The organism is Enterococcus sp. AZ077 (genome assembly GCF_051714965.1).
Taxonomy (GTDB): Bacteria; Bacillota; Bacilli; order Lactobacillales; family Enterococcaceae; genus Enterococcus_B; species Enterococcus_B hirae.
The window spans coordinates 2,163,928-2,184,186 of the sequence record NZ_JBIOSX010000001.1; the positions used below are offsets into that span (position 1 = coordinate 2,163,928).

The window sequence follows — 20,259 nt, forward strand, 5'->3', positions numbered from 1 at the left end:
CAGATGTTTATAAATATTGATCGATCATTTGACGTAATTGCTCTTTCGAGTGTACACCAACCGCTTTTTCAACGACTTGCCCATCTTTTTTCAACAATAATGTTGGAATACTCATAATCCCAAATTGTTGAGGTGTTTGTGGGTTTTCATCTACATCCATTTTTACGATTCGGAATTCATCTTCATCGTATTCTTCTGACAGCTGATCTAAAATTGGTGCTTGCATGCGACAAGGTCCACACCAAGTTGCCCAAAAGTCGATTAATACTAAGCCTTTATCTGTTTCTTCGTTAAATGTCGTATCTGTAACTACTTGTGACATATCAAAGACCTCCATTTTTTAGTCTAGAGTCATTATAGCACCTTTCTTGATTCGAGACGAGCCTTCTGCTTACATTTAGTAAGTTTTATTTAAATTTAACGATCGTCGCCCCATTACCGCCTTGGTTAGCAGGAGCAAATTCAAAACTTTTGACACTTCGATGATTTTTCAGGTAGTCGGTGATTCCTTGACGCAAAGCTCCGGTCCCTTTTCCATGTACGATCGTTACTTGGGGATAGCCAGCAAGGATCGCTGAATCAAGGTATTGGTCAACCTCACTCAACGCTTCTTCATAGCGTTTGCCACGAAGATCTAGTTGGTTCGACACGTGACTAGCTGACTCCGAACGTACAGCATGAATGACCCGCTGTTTTGGTTCCTTTTTTGGAGCAACGGGCGTTAATTCACTTTCAGAAACATTCATTTTTAAAATCCCGATTTCCACTTGCCATTGCTCCCCGTTTTTACGTAACAAGGTTCCTCTTTGACCATAAGTTGTCACTAAAACTTCGTCGCCTGGTTTCAATGTTTTTTGTTCTTTGGCTTTTTTCAACACTTTATTTTTTTTCAGTTGTTCTTCTTGATGTAAGTTTGCCAATTTGGTTTTCGCATCAATCAATTGGTGCTCTTTTACATTTCCTTGGCCTACTTGTTGTTGCATTTTACGAATATCTGCAATGATTTTTTCCGCATTTTCTTGTGCTTCAGAAACTAATTCATTGGCTTTTTTCTTGGCTTTTTCGATTTCTTTTTCTCGTTCTTCAAAGAAATAACGATACGCCTCTTTTAAGTTTTCATATAACTCTTGTGCTTCATCAACGTAGTGGCGCATTTCTAAATACTCCGTTTCAGCCATTTTTCGTCGATTTTCTAAATCAGCGATCATTTCATTTAAATCTTGGCTTTCGTCATTCATTAATTGTTTGGCTTCATTGATGACTGATTGATCTAATCCTAAGCGGCTAGAGATTTCAAATGCGTTACTTCGCCCTGGTACACCAATCAACAGACGATACGTTGGACTAAGTGTATCAACGTCAAATTCCATACTTGCATTGATTGTATTCGCCCGATTGTATCCATAAACTTTTAGTTCTGGATAGTGTGTCGTAGCCATCACATAAGCCGATTTTTTTCCAAGATCGTCTAAAATAGCAATCGCTAAAGCTGCCCCTTCTTGGGGATCTGTTCCTGCGCCTAATTCATCAAACAAGACTAAACTTTTTTCATTCACATGTGCCAAGATATCAACGGTGTTTGTCATATGGGAAGAAAATGTTGAGAGACTTTGCTCGATGGATTGTTCATCACCAATGTCAGCAAATACTTCCTCAAAAATACCGATTTGACTTTCTTCATCTACAGGGATCGGTAAACCCGATTGCCCCATCAATTGTAACAATCCTAAAGTTTTTAAAGTGATCGTCTTTCCTCCAGTATTTGGACCAGTAATCACGATCGCTTGGTACTCTTTCCCAATACTGATATCATTAGCCACCACTTTTTCTTGATCAATCAACGGATGTCTTGCTTGTTTTAAAATGACATGATTTTCTACACTGATTGCAGGAACGATGGCTTTCAGTTCTTTCCCAAAACGTGCTTTGGCGTTCATCAAATCTAGTTTACCGATCACGTATGCGTTATGAATGATTTCATGTCGATGAGGAACCAGTTCAGCAGAAAGTTCACTTAAAATACGTTGGATCTCATTACGCTCTGCAATTTGATACTGTCTCAAGCGATTATTTAATTCAACGATCTGCTTTGGTTCAACAAATAATGTTTGCCCAGAAGCACTTTGATCATGGACTACCCCACCAAAGACACCTCGGTATTCTTGCTTGACAGGAATCACATAGCGATCATTTCGCATGGTAATGATCGTATCACTTAAGTATTTGGCGTTTTTCCCCCGAACAATGCCATCTAGTTGTTCTCTTACCGTTTGTTCACTTCGACGAATATTTTGACGAATGATTTTTAATTCAGGGGAAGCATCATCTGTTACTCGCCCATCTTCATCGATCGACTCTTTTAAACGTCGATTCAATTCGGGGATCGTCACCAATTGTTCTGCCCAGAAATAAAGACGTAAAAATTCAATTTCGCTATCTGCTAAATCAGCAAAGAATCGTTTTAATTCACTTGTAGTCGATAAAACACGTGCAACTTGCGCTAATTCGAGTCCATTCAAATCAGCACCGATCTCAATTCGTTTCATATGAGGTCGGATGTTCTCTAACTTAGGAATAGGGATTCCCCCACGTAACCTTTGAACTTTTAAGCCATCTTCTGTTTCTGCTAACCAATCTGTTAATTTCTCTTGTTGGTTGATCGGCACTAACTTTGCGAGTTCTTCTGTTCCTTGCGCGGTTACCACAAACTGACGAACAAGCTGTTTCACTTTTTCAAATTCTAATGTTTCTAGGATTCGATTATTCACGTTATCACCCTAACTTTCACTAAAAGAAGTTGTCACATTTCGCATTGACTCATTGGTCTTTGCTGTCCTGTCACAACTTCGTTTTTTTCTTTCACTACTTACTGTTACACTTTTACAAAAAATTTTTGATTAGTTTATCACATTCGTTATCCATAAATCATGGATTTTATTGGTTAGAAATGGTGTCTGCTCTACGATAAAGCGGGCAAGACTATTTCCACTAAATTGTTTTTGAACGATATCTACTGGCACAAAAGTCAATAAACTCAAGAGCAAAAATATCGTGACATAGGCAACGATTAAAGATAAGATGCCTCCCGCAAGCCAATCGACTTGTTTTAGGATCGGAATATAGGTCAAGCTATGAACAAAAATCCCGATAAAACGAGTAAGCAATCCTCCAATAAATAAAATCAGCAAAAAGGCGACTCCTGCATAAAAAGCTTCATCTAATCTGAAAGAAAATGTCTGATCAAAAAAGACCATTTGGGAATTAGATGTTACCGCAGGATAAGGAATATATAATTCCAGACGACTTGCTAGATCCTTATAAAAGTGCTGTGCTGCCATAAAAGACAAGATATAACCGATCGTATAAACGACCTGCATAGAGAATCCTCGTCTCGCACCTGAAAAAAATGCAAGCAGCAAGATAAATAAAATCAAAAGACTTAACATGTCTTGTTCCTTTCTCTTTCATCAATTTGAAGATTTTTGTTTGATTTGACCTTTTCTTTTTTCATTTAAAATTTGTTGGGCTTCCACATGATTCTTGATTTCTCGATCTGCTTGTCCGTTTTCTTTCAACACTTCTCGTGCTTCGTTTTCAATCGCTTCAATTCTTTTGATTCGATTTTCCATTTCCACAAATTTGATCATTTTTTTCTTTAAATCTGCTACTTCTTTTTCAAGTTCGAGATTTCTTTCTTGCTTCTTCAATTGATCCGAGAGCGCATTGACAGCCATTAAGATCGCTGCTTGTTCATTATCGATTTGCGGAGACAAATCCTTCAATTCTTTTAGTTGTTCATTGATCAAATTTGTCACGATATCCATATGGTGCTTTGTTTCACGTCCAATAATCGTGTAAGTTTGGTCGGCAATCACTGCTTTATAGCGTGTTTTTTCGTGCGCCATCCGAATCATTTCCCCCTATTGATAAAATTATTATCTAGTGTACCATGAAATTAATGATTTAACAGTTGTACACAAATTTTCTTATATTTACCTTATCATTATATGATAAACTTTGAAAAAATGCTATGTCTCGTCCCCAACTGAACGACAAGGAACTATTGAGGGATCTTTCATCTAACAAGCATCTAAATTTATTAATTTAACTAAACTGGAGGTACATAATGAGTAATATTATCATCAAAGTAACGACTGCCCAAATGGAAAAAATGAAACAAACTTATCTTTCTTATCTTTTACCTAAAAAAATTCCTTATACCGTATTTGCTGCTAAAAAAAATGGCACGACCATCACTGCCTACACCTCAGGAAAAGTCATGTTCCAAGGTGCAAATGCCGAAAAAGAAGCAAGTCAATGGGGCGAAGCAGCTTCAGCAAAACCCAAAGCTGGAAAAACAGCTGCATCTTTGCCTAAGAACATCGAATCTTTATCTGTATTAGGAAGTGATGAAGTGGGAAATGGGAGTTACTTCGGTCCATTGACAGTTTGTGCTGCTTACGTGGCCAAGGAGCAACTAACACAACTAAAAAAACTAGGCGTTCGTGATTCAAAAGAATTAAAAGATCCTCAAATCATTCAATTGGCTAGTATCTTGAAGAAGACGATCCCTTATCAACTTTTAGTACTCGAGCCTAAAAAATATAACGAAATCCAACCGAAATACAATGCTGTGCGTATGAAAGTTGCTTTGCATAATCAAGCGATCCATCTACTGCTGAAAAAAATTGCTCCTGTCAAACCAGAGGCAATCTTGATCGATCAGTTTACACCAGAAAGCAATTATAAAAAGTATGTCCGTTTGGAAAAAAATCAAGTGCAAGAAAAACTCTATTTTGTGACTAAAGGAGAACAATACCACTTAGCGGTAGCTGCGGCATCGATCATCAGCCGAGCAAGTTTTCTAGAAGAATTAGCCAAAGAATCAGCAGAGGTCGGTTTAGAGTTACCTTCTGGCGCTGGAACAAAGTCGGATCGAATAGCTGCAAAAATCATTGAAAAAGGTGGCCTTGATTTGTTAGCAAATTATGCAAAATTACATTTTGCGAATACTGAAAAAGCAAAAAAAATGAGTTTATGATATCCCTTTAACGCTTTATTCTAAAAATAATAAACGTTGTTTCAGAAATCATTCTATGGGAATGAAGCGTTGAAGCAACGGTCATAAGACCTCTTAAAACAGGCTATCCAATTGGTCATTTGACCTTAAGAGCATAGCCTGATCTCTTAGATAGCATAAAAACTCCCATCACAGTAGAATAGAACTTTTTTCCACTGCGATGGGAGCCAACTATTTAGTCCCAAACGTTAAAACTTAGTATGTTTTCCCCATTAATAACCAGCAATTTAATCAATCAACTCCCAAGGTCCCCATTGTTCAGTACCTGGTTCTTCCCCGCTTGTCCACCATTTCGCTTGATAGTTTTGCCCTTTATGAGACACCTTATCACCAGCTTTGTAAATATTTGTAGCACTCCATGCTTCATATTTTGATGAAGATGTGCTATCTAGTGTTGTTACACTCAAAGGTTGACTGTGTTCTGAAACATTACCAGAATGATCAAACGCTTTTACAGTATAAGTGTATGTTGACCCAGCAATTAAATTTTTGTCAATATAATTGGTAGTAGCTGTTTGACCAACTTGTTGTCCGTCACGATAAACATAATATCCTGCTACTCCTTTATTATCCGTCGAAGCGGTCCAGTTCAACGTCACGCTTGTCTCTGTCACATTTGAAGCTGTCAGATCAGTCGGAATAGATGGTGCTTCTTTATCTTCTGGATCTGGTGTTGGCGTTGGTGTTGGATTAGTTGAATCCTCTCCATAAATCGTTTGTTGCGAGATATCTATACCGGCTTTTGTAATTCTTTGTGCTAGATTTATAGAAGCAATATGATCAACGGATACATCAGTTGCATTTGATTTTAATCTAAACGTATATGTCTCCCCTGGTTTAAGCTCTTTTCCTTCATAAACACCACTTAAATCGATCGTCACCGTTCCATTTGAGGTTGAAACCTCGCCTGCTTTGTAATCACCACTACTAAGAATTTCATTTGAATTCAACGCTAAAGTGTATCGTGGTAATTTAATTGTCTTGTGAGAAGATTCAATAGCTGATAAAACGTCCGAATTTTCATTTAGTGTTTCTTTATTTTTGATGACTAATTCATACCCTTTTGAACTGTTTTCAGAATAAGTAGAAATCCCTACCTCGACATTTAGATCACTTGATACAATTTTATGCTCTGGAAGTTTTTCTGTACCAAACAACCCATTTTTGATTGCTTTGGTCAGTTCATCTCTTTTCGTACTCGTTGTTGGCTTATCTTGCGATTGCATCCAAGAGATTACACCACCTAATTCATGCTCTTTCACATATTGCGTTTTGTAATTAATTGATTTTACATTGTCATAGGTAAAGAACTCTTTTGAAACTTCGCTGTATAAAAATGGTGCTTTGGCTGTATCATCCCAATATTCTTTTAGAGTCGGGATTTTAGTTTTTAATTCATCAATGTTTCGGTAGGACCAAACTCCACCTGCTCGGCCACCATCCCCAAGTGCCAGAGAATGTTCATTGTCCGCACCATATGTCGGTGTTTGGTCTGCATCTTTATTGCTTTTTTCAGCAGGTTGGAATAATCCAGGAGTATTTGGGTCTGTCCCTTTAGCTACTTCATTCCACCCACGAGTATAGAAAGCTGCGCCGATAACGATTTTTTCTGAAGGAGCCCCATGTTCTTTCAAAAAGCGAACGGTCTGATCAACGGACAACCCATTTGCATAGTTCGGGTCGTTAGGATTACCATAAAGTGCAGTATGATGACCACTTGTTGCACTCCAAGCACCATTCATGTCATAAGTCATCATATTCGCAAAGTCAACTACTTCAAATAGTTGTTTGATGTCAATTCCCTTGTCCAACATTCCTTGGGATGCAGGTAATGCTACGGAAAGTTCATAAGTCTTACCTAATTCCACTCCTTGTTTATCGATCGCCGCTCGAATATCTTTTAATAGTAAAATATAATTTTCTTTATCCTCTGGTTTTGCGTTAGGTGTTCCTTCATCATTTTTGTTGTCGACACGATCAGGCTCACGAACATCTGCTGGATATTCCCAATCAATATCAACGAAATCCATGTTGGTATATTTTAAGAATTTAGTAATGTTTTCCACTAATTTTTTTCGTTTTGCAGGACTAGCTGCAACTTCAGAAAAATCACCCGATTTTGACCAACCACCTAATGACACGCCAATTTTTAAGTTTTTATTTTGTCCACGCAAATTTTGAAGCGCATTCAACAAACCAGAAGCAGCATTTCCCCATCCGACTTCTGCTTCACCTGCTGGCACGCCTACAGCGGCTTCTTTATCTGTAAATTTCAACTCACCATTACTATCAAAATCTAAAAAGGCATAATTTAAATGCGTCAATTGGTCTGCGGCAATATCTTTAGGATAAAATTCTTGTTCTCCTCCCCAAATCGACCAATCACCATAATACATCACATTACGATAAGACGCTTTTTTTGTAATTTCCTGTGCTTCTTCAGCATGCACATGTTCTTTGTGGCTGAATAATGGCATTGTCAGAGAAATAACAGAAGAAAATAACATCGCTGCCAAACTAATTTTTTTAAACTTTTTCATTTTTAACCCTTCCCCTCTTTTTCTATACGAACTCCCCTAATAAAACTTATTATCCATAAAATAAATCAGTTATTTTTAATAAACCAACCTCCTAAAAAACAAAAAATGATAACCCTTACAAAACAAGGTTAACATTATCTTATCAAAGCATCAAATGATTTGATATTTTTGTATTGCATATTAACATTTATATATTTATAGTTATCTAAAATAACTAATAAATCGCCCCATTCTCTTATCTCTTTTCCATCTGTTTTTGCTACTTTATTTAAAATAACTTTTATTTTTTATTTTTATATTTATAAAAGAACAAAAAAAGCATTCCACCAAAATAAATTGGACAAAATGCTGCGAATCTTTTTATGTATGATTTGTTCATTTTTGAATGTATCCTCTTAGAGTTGGATCTTCCTGATTCTTTTCGTTTCATCATTAACATTTAACTGAAAACTTTTTCAACGAAATTGACGATCATATTTAATCTGCGATTCCTGCTCTCTAAAACAATTTAATGTACGTAAGTATCGTTTAGCCGATTTTAAATATTCAGCTAGTGGTTTTTTTTCTCCAAGATAAGTATAATAATTAGCTAACACGACTCTTTTTACCTCGTCTTTAGTGATGGTCTCTAATTTTAGCTTTTTGATGGTTTCTTTTGCAATTTTGACTGGCATTTTTTGTAAGAAAAAGTAATTGACCAGCGCATGTATATGTCCCCCCTTGGATCGGTTCTCTTTGATTAACTCATCACAACGTTTCCTTATGTCCCTTTTCCCTTTGTTGATCTCATCTGCTGAGAGTTTACCATCAAAAATCGGTGGAAATAATGGAATCTCATAACGATCACTTAATCGATTACTGATTCTTCTACTTGCACCTATGGAAATCAATGTATTTTCTATTTCTTTCCTTTGCCAGAGCCAATCATCCTTTTTTTGTACGATATGATCACAATACTTCTCAATGATGCTCACCTTTAATGCATCTGAAGAAACCGGCAAAGAAAAATCAAACGCATCAATCACATGAAGTGTTTCCTTTAGTGGTCTCTCTGTAAATAATAGAAAATGAACAATAGCCTTCATTCCTTTTTCATTACCTAAATCCTTTAAAAACGAGTGACAACGATTCAACTGTCCAGATAAACGTCCAGTTTTGGGGAATAACTCTTCATTTACATGGTTATTGATCAATGTGACTAATTCTTGATTCGCCCCCCTTAAGGCAAGGGCATTTTCACTTGATTTTTTCCACTCAATGAGCCCTAACTTATTAAAAGATGCTTGGCACTCCTTAACAAGTCTTACTTCTTCTTTGATAGTCAAATAACTATTGTCAAGAACAACATTTACTTTTGAAGGGATTTTTGTAAAAATTTCCTCAAGAATATCTGGAGGCAGCTCTTGAAGCACGAGATAATTCCGTGTTGCCAATGGCTCAAAACGTTCACAACGTTTGACTACTTCATCAATGAGTTTTTGAGACGACTTCATCTTCAAAGAAGGAAGCAAGGTGACATTTAGTATCTTACTCAATTGATCGATCTGCGTTCGATTCATTCCTCGTAAAACAAGATATTCCTCACATTTTTTCTTTCCAACAGTTCCCTCAGATCCTATCAACATCGATTGGCACTTGTACACTTCCTCGAATTGTTTCTGTAAATAAAATTTATTGATAGTTTTAGGAAACCTTAGATCTCTAAAAATTTTATCAACATACTTGGGCGCTGTATTTTGTAACAATAAGTATTTTTGAATCGCTACAAAGCCTCTTTTTGGTCCTAAGTCTTCTAAAAAAGAATTGCACCGATCAACTAATGTGCTAATTGCCCCTCTTTTAGTCATATCTATCATTGGGAATATTGATTGATCGATGTATTCATTCATTTGATGAAGCTGTTGTAAACTAGGATAAGTTAAAATAAAATAATTCTCGAATTTTTTTCTGCCCATTTCTGTTCCCGATTCTCGAACAAATTGGCTATAGTTTCTATATCTAGTTAAACAAAAATGGAAATTTTTTCGATCCTCATCATTCATAGAATCTTTTATTCGCTCTATGACTTCGATATTGATTGCAGGAGGGAAATCTTCCAACATAAGGTAATTATTGACTGATTTAACTCCATTTACTTTGTTTGGATACCAGTAATTTAAAAAACTTTGGCAATATTTGACTGCTTTAGTTATTTTCTCCTCCTTTGATAAAGGTTCATCTTTCAAGGAAGGCAATAAATTGATGTTTAAAATTTCTCCTATCCGATTGAAAAATTTACGATCTACTCCTTGTAGAACTAGCCGATTTTCTACTTCTGTTGCCCCTATATTATTATAATAGAGCGTTGTAACGAGAAGATCTTTATACTCTTTTTGATTGATTGTCTTGGGTAATTGAACTTCATTAAGTATATCCTTCGCTCTGTCTGCTGTTGTATTTTGCAACAATAAATAATATTGAACAGCTAATAATCCTTCTGTCTCACCGAAATCCTCTAAAAAAACATTACATCTTTTGGCCGTCAAAGTAATTTGTTTAGAGTATCTGGAATTCTCCCATGTAGGAAACAAAAATTCTCCAATTGTTGCACTTATTTTGTTGTATTCAGATCGAGGAAGTTCATTTAAAATGAGTTGATTTTCAATTGCTTTTATCCCTTCATTTGTGCCATATTTGACCAATGTTTCATTGAACTTTTTATGTAATTGTTTTTTCTTTTCTATCTTTTTAAAAAATCCATGTTTGTTCACAGTTCCCTTAAAAACTAGTCCTTCAACAATTTCTTTAGTCAATTCTGGACTCAGGTCATGTAGCACAAGATAATTTGTAATAGCTTTTTTTCCTATCGCACTATTAAAAACATTTAGCAGCGATTGACAGTATTGAGTGGCTTCGTTAACTATCTCTTGCTGGGTTTTATCCTTAAATATTGGTAAGAAATCCATCTTCTTGATTTGACTGACTGTATCTATAGACTTTCGATTTGCCCCTTCCACTAATAAATGGTGTTCGATACTTCGTTTTTCATCTATCTCTTTGATTTTCTCTAATAAATAGCAAACATAACTATCCCTATCTAAATAGAACAAAGTTCTTTTCATTTCTCTTTCCCTTCTCGTTTATTCATTGAGCTTAAGTATAAAGTGGAAAATAGGGAGAAACGTTCCTTTTTTTTCAAAAAAAAAAATTTATTGAAATCCCCTAATAGAAAAGCCGCTTCAACTAACAAATGAATCCCATCGGCAACATTAACACAAAAAAACGGCGTGCAAGTGTTCGTTCTTTGAAATGGATCTGATGTTTTGGAGACAGCATATAGTGTCTCCAAAACATCAGATCCATCCAATCGAACGGAGCTTACACAACCGTTATTCGTCTCAAGCTAAACAATAACCCCATTTAAGTAAAGATCGATCAAAGTCGCCACATCAAAAGGCTGTTCCTCTGAATGACCAGATTCAGTAATATAAGGGGCTAGTAAAAGGAAAAAATGTTTCGCTGCCAGTTCCTGTGTGACGTTTTTTCGTAATAGTTGTTGATGATTGGCAAAAATCTTTTCAAAAGGTTCCCGATAATTCTTTTTCCATAAACAAAACAAATGATTTCTTGTTTCAGCTGAAAGATTGAGCTTCAAATCATGCAGCATCATAAACAAATCAATGAGATGGGTTTCGATAAGATATTCAGCCATCTTAGTCAACGTTTGTTGAAAATCATCGGCACTCGTTGCGGCGATCTTCCTCAAATCGTCCCCTACTGTTTTCAAATGTTGTTCCAGAACTGCCTGGTAAAGTTTTTCTTTGTCACTAAAGTAATGATAAAGATTGGGTTGGGTAATCCCGGCGTTCTTAGCAATTTCACGAGTAGACGTGCCGAGATAGCCTTTTGACATAAACAAATGATTGGCTTCATGTAAAATCTTTTTTTGCGTGTCTTTGTTATAGCGATGAACCACATACACACCTTCTTTTTATGCTTATTCTGTTTTTTCTTGAAAAACACCGTCTTCCATCATAAACACTTTATCACATTTGTCAATCAGGCGTGTATCATGGGTGACCATAATGATGGCTTTATTTTTTTCTTTCGATTCTTTCGCTAAAATATCTACGACTTCTCTTGCTTTTTCTGAATCTAAACTGGCTGTTGGTTCATCTGCTAAAATAATGGACGGATCGTTGTAAAGCGCTCTAGCAATGGCGACTCTTTGCCGTTCTCCTCCTGATAATTCTTCTGGATATTTATTGACCAATTCGGCAACACCTAACTGCTCAAATAGTTCATTCGCTTCTTTCTGACGATTCTCATGTTTGACTTTATCCACTAATATCAATTGCTTTTTGACCGATAAAAATGGAACCAAATTAGACGCTTGTAAAATAAATCCGATTTCCTTAAAACGTAATTTTACCCGCTGATTCTCAGGTTGAGCACTAAATTCTTGCCCATTGATCAAAACAGACCCTTTACTAGGCGTTTGTAAGCCACCTGCAATGGTCAAGAAAGTACTTTTTCCTGAACCAGAAGGACCGATGATCGCAACAAATTCGCCTTTATCTACACTGACATTGGTTTTTTTCAGTGCGTGGACGATTTGATCACCATCTTTGAAATTCTTTTCGACATCTTTAAATTCGATTGCTTTCATTTTTTTCATCTCCTAACCAATTGCCTTCAACGGATCGATTTTTACAATTGCTCGTACCGAAAACAGCGCACCTAAAATGGCGACCACTAACATCAAAACACTGATAACTCCGAAAAATAACCAATTACTTTGAAAAGGTACGGTATCTGGTAAAAGGAACGAGGTCCCCACTGTTCCCAACAAGCCAAGACCGATCCCAAAGAATGAGAGTAAGAAAGTTTGGGCCACTACTGAACGAGCGATAAACCCTCCTGTCATTCCTTGCGCCTTCAAAACACCAAAAATATTGATTTTTTGCATGGTCAACACATAAATGAAAATTCCGATTACAATCGCTGCAATCACGATCAAAAAGCCGATCATAAAACCAAAAGTGAGTACTTGCGCACTATAGCCAGGTAATTCATTAATAAATTTAGAAATGCTGATTTTTTCAAGATCATTTGGTAAATCATCTATCTGTCCTCTAACAACCACCGCGTTGATTCGGGCATTCTCACTTGTATCTGTTTTTTCAAAACGAATTTCTTGGTAAGCATCAAGTGTTGTATATAAAACTGGCGATACATTGAACTTCGCATTTTCGGTAAATCCAGTTAATCGAAAGGTTTTGTCACTACCAGAAAGTTTAACTGTATCGCCAATTCCTAGACCATACTCTTCTTTTAAGCTAATATCACCCACTGCTTCATCGTTCCCAACAAAGGCCTTACCTTCAACAATATTAGGCATGATAAATTGATCTGGATCAATACCAAAAAAACTAACATTGATTTTTCCTGCCTCATCGTTGTCTTTACTGGTTACGACCCCTGGTGTTTGTGCTAAGTAAGCCACCTTATCCCCTTTTACTTCTTGCGCTGTCTTTTTCGTTATCATTGACATCCCTAGGTTCGTATTGGCATCTTTTGACAGTACAATATAGTCTGCCTCCCACTTATCGACAGCCGTTCGGTTATCTTGTGCCAGTCCATACGCTAAACCGGTTAAAAAAAAGACCAAATATGCAATTAAAAACATCACCCCAGCAACCAACGCATAGCGTAATTTTGAATGTATGATTTCATTTAATGCTAAAAACATCTAACTCCTCCTTTAAAAGTTTATCAAACAATAATACAAGTTTATCACTTGATAAATTTTTAGAGGAATAATCTGCTCACAAAAAAACGGTAAGGCTAAATAAGTTTGCCTTACCGTTTGATTATCGCTATAAAACTGGTTAATATCTTGTTGAAATTTTCTTTCCTAAAACAAGCACGATCATTCAAAAATGCTATCCAAAATCACTCTCTGTTCCTGCTGTTTTGCTACTTAATCCCTATTGATAAACCGATTTTTTGTCTTAACACATGAAACGATTTTCTCTCAATTTTGCGTTTTTGATATCTTCAACAGTTTGAGTTCCAGCTAATTGCATGACCATTTCAAGTTCTGTTTTGAAAAAATCAAATACTTGTTTGATTCCTGTACTTCCACCTAAAGAAAGTCCATAAATGGCTGGTCTACCAATGGCAACTAAATCAGCTCCTGAAGCAATCGCTTTAAAGACATGTTGCCCTCGTCTAACACCGCTATCAAATACGATCGGTACACGTTTATCCACAGCTTCAGCTACATAGCGTAATGAATCAAAAGAAGCTGGACCACCATCTAACTGTCTACCACCATGATTGGAGACCCAAATCCCTTGTGCACCAGCATCAAGAGAACGATACACATCATCTTCTGATTGTACCCCTTTGACATAAACTGGCAACTCTGAATGGGTCGTAATAAATTCGATATCTTTTGGACTTAATTTTTGTTTAGACGATTTATAGACTGCATCCATCGTTTGACCGACTCCCGATTGGTAAGCTTGAACGATTGGCATGGGCAACGGAAAAGTAAAACCATTTCGCCGATCTGTTTCACGATTTCCGCCAACTGTTGCATCAGCTGTTAAAACAACCGCCTTTGCTCCGTTTCTTTTTGCCATTTCCAAGATATCCAAGTTGATCCCATCGTCCTTACTCATATAAAACTGAAACCATTGAGGAGCTTCAGGACCACCAGCTGCTCTAATTTCTTCCAAGGTACAAGAAGCGTAAGAACTAGCTGTATAGATCGTTCCAAATTCTGATACTCCTTTAGCCGAAGCTTTTTCAGCTTGTTCATGAGCTAATCCATGCGCTGCTACTGGTGCCATAATGATTGGTGCGGCTAATGTTTCATCAGAAAAATAGGTCGTTGTATCAGGTAATTCCACATCTTTCAAAACATGAGGGATAACCAATTGATGATTAAAGGCTTTTTGATTTTCTCGATAAGTAAACAAATCCCCTGCACCACTACTGATATAGCCATATCCACCACTAGGGATTACTTGAGTAGCTGCTAATTCCAGATCTTCCATATTGATGAAATCAATCATCCCTTCATGTGTACCAGCTTGATAAACTTTTTCCATAATAAAGCCTTCTTTCTCTCGAATTAAGAACCATAAATTTTATGATAGCGTTTGCATTATTATCGTACCTCTCAAAAATGATACAGGCAAATAATCTGTTTGAACTCTAGCAGTAAAGTAGTAGTAAAATAATAGAGAGATTTTCTAGGAAAGCTTCAATATTATGGTTGAAAAGAAGAGACTAAGCCAAAACCTGCCTCAGCCTCTTCTAGTATCTCTATTCTATCCTCTGGAAATCGCCCTGGAAGAAAAAGGTATAGATTGTCAGAGGGAACTCCTGCTTCATTTGCGATGCTTAATTTTCTGGAATATAAGCTTCTCCTTGAGCGAATAGCACTGCTTCTCCACCAATCATGATCCTCTCCCCTCGTAACTCACAATCAAGGTAGCCACCTCTTGGTGAAAGCTGATGGGCAATCATTTTTTTCTTACTTAATTTATTTGCCCAATAAGGAATAAGATTGGCATGAGCAGAACCGCAAACGGGATCTTCATTGATCGTTAATTTCGGGAAAAATGTACGAGAAACAAAATCTTCCTTCTGACCACGTGCGGTCACGATCACACCAACGCCCAAATCAAAATTTTTAATAGCTGAAAAGTTTGGTTGCAACTGTTTTACGGTTTCTTCATCTGTCAGTTCAAAAAATAAATCTCGCGCTAAATAAGCAGCTTTGATTTTTGCACCGATCGCTTTTTCGTATTCAGGTAAAATTGCTACTTTTTTAGGCATGATACTTGGAAAATCCATATAGTAAGTTTCTTGTTGTTTTGTCACAAGAAGTTCGCCACTTTGACTAGTAAATTTGATTGTTTCTTCCTCTACCCCATAATAATTGAACAAAACAAACGCTGTTGCTAAAGTAGCATGTCCACATAAGTCGATTTCACGATCCGGAGTAAACCAACGTAACTCATAGTGTTCCTCCTTTTTGACAGTAAATGCTGTTTCAGATAAGTTATTCTCAATAGCAATTTTTTGCATCACTGCATCTGGTAACCACTTCTCTAAAACATAGACTGCTGCTGGATTCCCTTTAAACACTTCTTGTGTGAATGCATCAACAACATAATAACTTAACTTCATTTTATTCAGACTCCTTAACTTTTTGATAAATATATTCTGCACAACATAGATCTTCAATCGCTAAGCCAACGGCATCAAAAATCGTGATTGTTTCTTGTTGGTCTTTTAGTAATCTTTTTCCTGAAACCAATTCACTTAACGAGCCTGAGATCGCTGATTCTGATAATTCTCCTTCAGCAATCGGAATCAGTAGATCGCCACTTTCTTTCATTGCAGCTTCATAATCATCGACATAGATGGCACTGCTTTTCATCAACTCACTAGTGATTTCACGTGTATCTGGTGTAAACGTACCAATAGCATTGATATGCGTACCAGGAGTAAGCCATTCTTTTTTCAAAAACGCCTCTTTACTAGGTGTTAGCGTACAAATGATCTCAGCTTGTTCCACTGTTTCTGCGAGTGTTTCTCCACTTGAAAATTCAATTTCCGGGTATGCTGTTTGCATTTCCTCAATAAATTGTTGACTTCTTTCTTTACTCAAGTCATAGACAGATACTTTATTGATTGAACGTATAGCACAGATCGCATTCAAATGCGAGCTTGCTTGTTGTCCAGCCCCGATTAAAGCTAATGATGCCGCTTCTTTTTTCGCCAATATATCAGTGGCTAAAGCGGAAACTGCAGCGGTACGAATCCAAGTGACTGCATTCGCGTTGATTAGCGCTACAGGTACACCGTTTTTAGAATCAAATAATAGAATTTCCCCCAAATGTGAAGATAGTCCTTGTAAATGATTATCAGGAAATGCAGTAATGATTTTTGCACCAAAATAACGATCTTTACCAAGATAAGCAGGCATCATCGCAAAAACATTTTTGTTTTTACCATCTGGCAAAATCTCTACCATACGTGTATTTTGACTAATTTTTCCTTCGCCATAATCGCTAAAACACTGACGCATTACTTCAATTGCCTCTTGAAAATCTAATCGTGATACTGCTTCTTCAAAATCGATTTTTCTCATAAAAATCTCCCCTTCACATCCATATATTATCATTGAATTATATACATTCAACAGTATAATTGTATGGAATACAATTTTAGAGGTGAATAAAATGCCCATAAATTCTTATGAAGATTATCCGATCACTTGGCGACCTGATAAAACAAAATTAACACGCCCCATCTATAAATCTCTGATCCAACAGCTAGAAGAAGATATTCTTACAAGTAAGTTACAAAAAAATACCCAACTTCCTTCTCAGAGAGAATTAGCCGACTATTTAGATATCAATTTTACAACTGTCGGTCAGGCCTATAAATATGGTATTGAGAAAGGTCTCTTGTACACCAATATTGGAAGTGGTACGTTCGTTTCCCCTAATGCTTTTACTTCAATCACGATTTCAACTAATCAAGTAGCTGAGCATGTGATTGATTTTGGATTAGTTAGTTCTTTTGAAGACTGCAACCATCTTGTCCTGCCTTTTATCCATTCAGTCAGTCTCAACCCCAATATCGTGGGTTTATTGAATTATCGTGACCCTATGGGAACCAATTTTCAATTAAAGACGGCAGTCGAGTGGTTACAGACTCAAGGGGTTCAAACAACGATTCATCATACCGCAATCGTTTCTGGTGTTCAAAATGGTCTTGCTGTGACACTTGCCGCCTTTTTTTCTCCTGGAGATCGAATCGCTATTGATCGATATACCTATTCCAATTTTATTGAGTTAGCGCATTTGTATCACTTAGAAGTAGTTCCGATCGATTTCGACCAAGAAGGAATGAAACCTGAATTATTGCTACAAGAGTGTCATAAAAAGAAAATAAAAGGGATTTATCTGATGCCTTCTTGTAATAACCCCATCGGTTTTCAACTGTCTCTCCAACGGCGTAATGAATTGAAAGCTATTATTTCCAAAGAAAAGTTATTAGTTATTGAAGACGATATTCATTCTTTTTTAACGACCCATTTTCAACAACAAGTTTTGCCACCGTTTCAACAGCTGCTACCTGACCAAACCATTTACTTGTCAGGAATGACCAAATTTATCTGTTCAGGTCTTCGTGTAGCCTATCTTGTATTCCCAGAACGTTTAAGAGAACGAATTGAACGAGCAATCTTTAATATAAACGTCAAAACATCTGGTTTAGATGCAGAAATCATCACTCAAATCTTGCACTCACCAGAAACAGTCCAGAAAATCTTAACAACAAAATTAAAGCGAACAGCCGAAGCAAATGACTGCTTTGATGCGTATTTTGATTTACCTCGTCCTTCGAATCCTTATCCTTATTATCGAAATATTCCGATCCGAGCCGATATTTCTCCCTTAGATGTAGAACAACATTTTTTGAACAAAGGGATAAGAATCTATCACTCGAATCGCTTCACTAGTCAACAACAAGCTGATCCTTTTATCCGAATCGCCTTATCATCCAATCATTTGGAGATTTTAAAGAAAGGATTACGGATCATTAAAGAAGAAATCGATGCTTATTTATGATTTTTTAGTTTCTATTCTTAGGTATACTCAAAAAATCATTCAATCACTGGCAAACAAAAGAAGATCCATCACTCCCTTGATTTAGAACGTCTTCTCTTGCTATTGCGGTTCATCATTGAATCGATCATTTACTCGTAGTAAAAAAGTTTAGCACAACTTCATGCTCAACTTTTTTACTTCCTTAAGTAAGCCATTCGAATTGATTCGCCGTTCTTTCGATCACTTGGATAGCTGTCTTGACCCATGTTCCTTTAGAAACGTGACTTAAATGACTTGCATAACTTGTAGTCAGCTGTTTCAACGTTTGTTTCTTCTGTTGAAGTGTTTGTTTGGTCAAGTTTTTTCTATTTTGCGATGTGGCATGACTTGGTGTTGCAACAATAAGCCGTATGAGTTGTTTCTCCAATGTTCTTTGTAATTCTTCAAACATGTTTTTCTCCCATTTCGTTTTTATTAGTTATTAGATTCTTTCTCTAAAGCAGAATACTTCTCTACTAATGGACATTCAATGCGACATTCGATCATTCTTTTCTCTCTGCGAAAAATCCCTTCCGCCTCTTCTTTACTATCATTTAACAGATGATAGAACTGTTTTCTGTGGGGGGAAACATCAAAAAACAAAAAATCATGGAACTGGTCTGCTAAGTGATCTAAGTAATGATCAAATTTACTTTTTTCTTTCTTTAGTTGGTCGAGTTGATTTTCTAATTGTTTTTTTTCTGAATATAACTGTTTTTCCATAGGTTGAGACTGTCCTTTACCTTTTTTCATCCATAACCCCTCCATTTTATGAAAGATATTGGGACAATGTTTTATCTGTCCTCACCTGTTCTTCAATGGTGGTTACTATCTGTTTCAGCAGCGTATCTAATTCATATTGGACCTTTTGCAATAGGGTTAGTTGTTGTTCATAGGTATCCACTGGCTGACGGACTAGTGTGTACTCTGTCACCTGATTTTCTGCCAGAATAGCCATTTTTTCGGTATCATTCAAATGTTCACCCCAGCGGTTCGTATCCCGTTTCGTTTGGCTCCAAAGAAGATTAGCCTGTTCAATCTCCTTGTTTAGCCACTTGACCACTGTGTCTATCTCAGATTGAATCGCTTGTTTGTATCCCAAGGTAATCGTTCTCGCTTGCATCGCATCTAAAAAAATCTCTTGTGAAGAAGAAATTCCTTTACCGCTGTGACTAAATTGATGATGAATCTCAGCGAGCCGATCCAACTCTTTGCTTGTCTGATGTTTTGCTAATTGGATAATCCCTTTAGACTGTGTCACTAGATTCCCATCTTGATCAAATAAATAACCGCCCAACATATGCTGTTTGCCCAACTTCACTTTTTTAGATGTTACTTCAATTATTGTGCCCACTTGTTTTTTTGTCAGTGAATACCCGATTGGTACTAAATCTCTTGTGTCAATAAAATTGAAAATCTTTCCTTCATTCGTTAATTTATCTGCCGCTGCTTGTTGTCTGGGATTTAAAATACTGTAAATGTTGGGGCCTTGGTAGAGATATACTCCCTCTAGCCGATCATGAAAAGCAGTCGGCAAATCTGAAATAGCATATTGTCCATTCATTGAACCTAAAGAATGGCCGTATACTGAAACTTTGGCATTGGGATACATTTGCATGGTTTCTTGTAATGTATGCGCAGCAGACTTTAATTGCGGCATCGCAGTTGCTCCTCCTTCATTGATCACTTGGACAGCCGTAGGAAGATTGTTTACTCCCCAATCTCGCCATACATCTCCAGGATTTACCAGTATTTTATTGATCCCTATCGAGCCTTGATAAAGGATAGTTATCTGTTTCACTTCTTTTGGCTTTTGCACTTTTGGATTTCCGTCGGTAATGATAAAACTTTTTTCTCCACTTTTTTTGTTATCTATTATCTTTGATACATAACCATATGTTTGACGATTCACTGAAATTTTTTTGTTCACTTCGAGATTCATATAGCTTTGGCTTATCATTCTTATTCTCTCTTCATCAGT

At 36.7% G+C, this 20,259-nt stretch carries 17 protein-coding genes; 2 read left to right on the forward strand and 15 right to left on the reverse strand.

Translation table 11 applies throughout. The annotated features are described in order from the left end of the window. Positions 1 to 7: 7 nt before the first annotated feature. The 4 genes from trxA to zapA all read right to left on the reverse strand — a co-directional run bounded on the left by trxA (position 8) and on the right by zapA (position 3,905). The gene (gene trxA, locus IGL28_RS10085; protein WP_010718648.1) at positions 8 to 322 is read right to left on the reverse strand and encodes a thioredoxin; all 315 of its coding nucleotides are present in this window, start codon (positions 320 to 322) and stop codon (positions 8 to 10) included. 85 nt (positions 323 to 407) lie between these two features. Continuing rightward, positions 408 to 2,768: an endonuclease MutS2 gene (locus tag IGL28_RS10090; protein WP_081128110.1), complete on the reverse strand. Its 2,361-nt coding sequence runs from the start codon at positions 2,766 to 2,768 to the stop codon at positions 408 to 410. Positions 2,769 to 2,897: 129 nt separating this feature from the next. Further along, on the reverse strand, positions 2,898 to 3,446 hold the full coding sequence (locus IGL28_RS10095; protein WP_010718650.1) for a CvpA family protein: 549 nt from the start codon (positions 3,444 to 3,446) through the stop codon (positions 2,898 to 2,900). A gap of 21 nt (positions 3,447 to 3,467) precedes the next feature. After that, a complete protein-coding gene (gene zapA, locus IGL28_RS10100; protein WP_010718651.1) occupies positions 3,468 to 3,905 on the reverse strand; it encodes a cell division protein ZapA in 438 nt (145 codons plus the stop codon). A 221-nt stretch (positions 3,906 to 4,126) separates the two neighbouring features. Here zapA and rnhC point away from each other — a divergent pair, with 221 nt between their 5' ends. Further along, complete coding sequence (rnhC, locus tag IGL28_RS10105) at positions 4,127 to 5,041, forward strand: ribonuclease HIII (RefSeq protein ID WP_081128112.1); 915 nt, start codon at positions 4,127 to 4,129, stop codon at positions 5,039 to 5,041. A gap of 266 nt (positions 5,042 to 5,307) precedes the next feature. On the opposite strand, the gene IGL28_RS10110 is transcribed toward rnhC, so the two are convergent. The 8 genes from IGL28_RS10110 to IGL28_RS10145 form a co-directional block, all read right to left on the reverse strand. Further along, the gene (locus tag IGL28_RS10110; protein WP_081128114.1) at positions 5,308 to 7,620 is read right to left on the reverse strand and encodes a glycosyl hydrolase family 18 protein; all 2,313 of its coding nucleotides are present in this window, start codon (positions 7,618 to 7,620) and stop codon (positions 5,308 to 5,310) included. Positions 7,621 to 8,075: 455 nt separating this feature from the next. Then, positions 8,076 to 10,721 (reverse strand): hypothetical protein, encoded by a 2,646-nt coding sequence (locus IGL28_RS10115; protein ID WP_081128116.1) that lies wholly within the window; start codon positions 10,719 to 10,721, stop codon positions 8,076 to 8,078. Positions 10,722 to 11,002: 281 nt separating this feature from the next. Then, entirely contained in the window at positions 11,003 to 11,575 is a 573-nt protein-coding gene (locus IGL28_RS10120) for a TetR/AcrR family transcriptional regulator (RefSeq protein WP_081128120.1), read from the reverse strand. Positions 11,576 to 11,596: 21 nt separating this feature from the next. Beyond that, a complete protein-coding gene (locus IGL28_RS10125) occupies positions 11,597 to 12,268 on the reverse strand; it encodes an ABC transporter ATP-binding protein (RefSeq protein ID WP_010718656.1) in 672 nt (223 codons plus the stop codon). A gap of 12 nt (positions 12,269 to 12,280) precedes the next feature. Further along, positions 12,281 to 13,351 carry an ABC transporter permease gene (locus IGL28_RS10130; RefSeq protein WP_010738026.1) on the reverse strand — a complete coding sequence of 357 codons (1,071 nt, stop codon included), beginning with the start codon at positions 13,349 to 13,351 and terminating at the stop codon, positions 12,281 to 12,283. A gap of 262 nt (positions 13,352 to 13,613) precedes the next feature. Then, entirely contained in the window at positions 13,614 to 14,720 is a 1,107-nt protein-coding gene (locus tag IGL28_RS10135) for an alpha-hydroxy-acid oxidizing protein (protein WP_034699072.1), read from the reverse strand. Positions 14,721 to 15,015: 295 nt separating this feature from the next. Then, positions 15,016 to 15,807, reverse strand: a complete 792-nt coding sequence (locus tag IGL28_RS10140; protein WP_081128122.1) for a PhzF family phenazine biosynthesis protein — start codon at positions 15,805 to 15,807, stop codon at positions 15,016 to 15,018. Position 15,808: 1 nt separating this feature from the next. Then, positions 15,809 to 16,774, reverse strand: a complete 966-nt coding sequence (locus IGL28_RS10145) for an ornithine cyclodeaminase family protein (RefSeq protein WP_081128124.1) — start codon at positions 16,772 to 16,774, stop codon at positions 15,809 to 15,811. Positions 16,775 to 16,865: 91 nt separating this feature from the next. On the opposite strand from IGL28_RS10145, the gene IGL28_RS10150 reads away from it, so the two are divergent. Then, the gene (locus IGL28_RS10150; protein WP_010738030.1) at positions 16,866 to 18,260 is read left to right on the forward strand and encodes a PLP-dependent aminotransferase family protein; all 1,395 of its coding nucleotides are present in this window, start codon (positions 16,866 to 16,868) and stop codon (positions 18,258 to 18,260) included. Between the two features lie 181 nt (positions 18,261 to 18,441). On the opposite strand, the gene IGL28_RS10155 is transcribed toward IGL28_RS10150, so the two are convergent. From IGL28_RS10155 to IGL28_RS10165, 3 genes are read right to left on the reverse strand one after another with little or no spacing between them, the layout of a single operon-like run. Further along, positions 18,442 to 18,690, reverse strand: a complete 249-nt coding sequence (locus IGL28_RS10155; protein WP_081128126.1) for a hypothetical protein — start codon at positions 18,688 to 18,690, stop codon at positions 18,442 to 18,444. 23 nt (positions 18,691 to 18,713) lie between these two features. Next, positions 18,714 to 19,031 (reverse strand): hypothetical protein, encoded by a 318-nt coding sequence (locus tag IGL28_RS10160; RefSeq protein ID WP_081128129.1) that lies wholly within the window; start codon positions 19,029 to 19,031, stop codon positions 18,714 to 18,716. Between the two features lie 16 nt (positions 19,032 to 19,047). Beyond that, a complete protein-coding gene (locus IGL28_RS10165; protein WP_241546311.1) occupies positions 19,048 to 20,238 on the reverse strand; it encodes a hypothetical protein in 1,191 nt (396 codons plus the stop codon). Positions 20,239 to 20,259 lie beyond the last annotated feature (21 nt).

What these genes read in the sequence shown, in the direction of transcription:
- IGL28_RS10115 (WP_081128116.1), bottom strand. Translation starts at nt 10,721, where the DNA reads ATGAAAAGAACTTTGTTCTATTTAGATAGGGATAGTTATGTTTGCTAT.
- trxA (WP_010718648.1), bottom strand. Translation starts at nt 322, where the DNA reads ATGTCACAAGTAGTTACAGATACGACATTTAACGAAGAAACAGATAAA.
- IGL28_RS10130 (WP_010738026.1), bottom strand. Translation starts at nt 13,351, where the DNA reads ATGTTTTTAGCATTAAATGAAATCATACATTCAAAATTACGCTATGCG.
- IGL28_RS10125 (WP_010718656.1), bottom strand. Translation starts at nt 12,268, where the DNA reads ATGAAAGCAATCGAATTTAAAGATGTCGAAAAGAATTTCAAAGATGGT.
- IGL28_RS10135 (WP_034699072.1), bottom strand. Translation starts at nt 14,720, where the DNA reads ATGGAAAAAGTTTATCAAGCTGGTACACATGAAGGGATGATTGATTTC.
- IGL28_RS10145 (WP_081128124.1), bottom strand. Translation starts at nt 16,774, where the DNA reads ATGAGAAAAATCGATTTTGAAGAAGCAGTATCACGATTAGATTTTCAA.
- IGL28_RS10110 (WP_081128114.1), bottom strand. Translation starts at nt 7,620, where the DNA reads ATGAAAAAGTTTAAAAAAATTAGTTTGGCAGCGATGTTATTTTCTTCT.
- rnhC (WP_081128112.1), top strand. Translation starts at nt 4,127, where the DNA reads ATGAGTAATATTATCATCAAAGTAACGACTGCCCAAATGGAAAAAATG.
- IGL28_RS10150 (WP_010738030.1), top strand. Translation starts at nt 16,866, where the DNA reads ATGCCCATAAATTCTTATGAAGATTATCCGATCACTTGGCGACCTGAT.
- zapA (WP_010718651.1), bottom strand. Translation starts at nt 3,905, where the DNA reads ATGGCGCACGAAAAAACACGCTATAAAGCAGTGATTGCCGACCAAACT.
- IGL28_RS10165 (WP_241546311.1), bottom strand. Translation starts at nt 20,238, where the DNA reads ATGATAAGCCAAAGCTATATGAATCTCGAAGTGAACAAAAAAATTTCA.
- IGL28_RS10160 (WP_081128129.1), bottom strand. Translation starts at nt 19,031, where the DNA reads ATGAAAAAAGGTAAAGGACAGTCTCAACCTATGGAAAAACAGTTATAT.
- IGL28_RS10140 (WP_081128122.1), bottom strand. Translation starts at nt 15,807, where the DNA reads ATGAAGTTAAGTTATTATGTTGTTGATGCATTCACACAAGAAGTGTTT.
- IGL28_RS10155 (WP_081128126.1), bottom strand. Translation starts at nt 18,690, where the DNA reads ATGTTTGAAGAATTACAAAGAACATTGGAGAAACAACTCATACGGCTT.
- IGL28_RS10095 (WP_010718650.1), bottom strand. Translation starts at nt 3,446, where the DNA reads ATGTTAAGTCTTTTGATTTTATTTATCTTGCTGCTTGCATTTTTTTCA.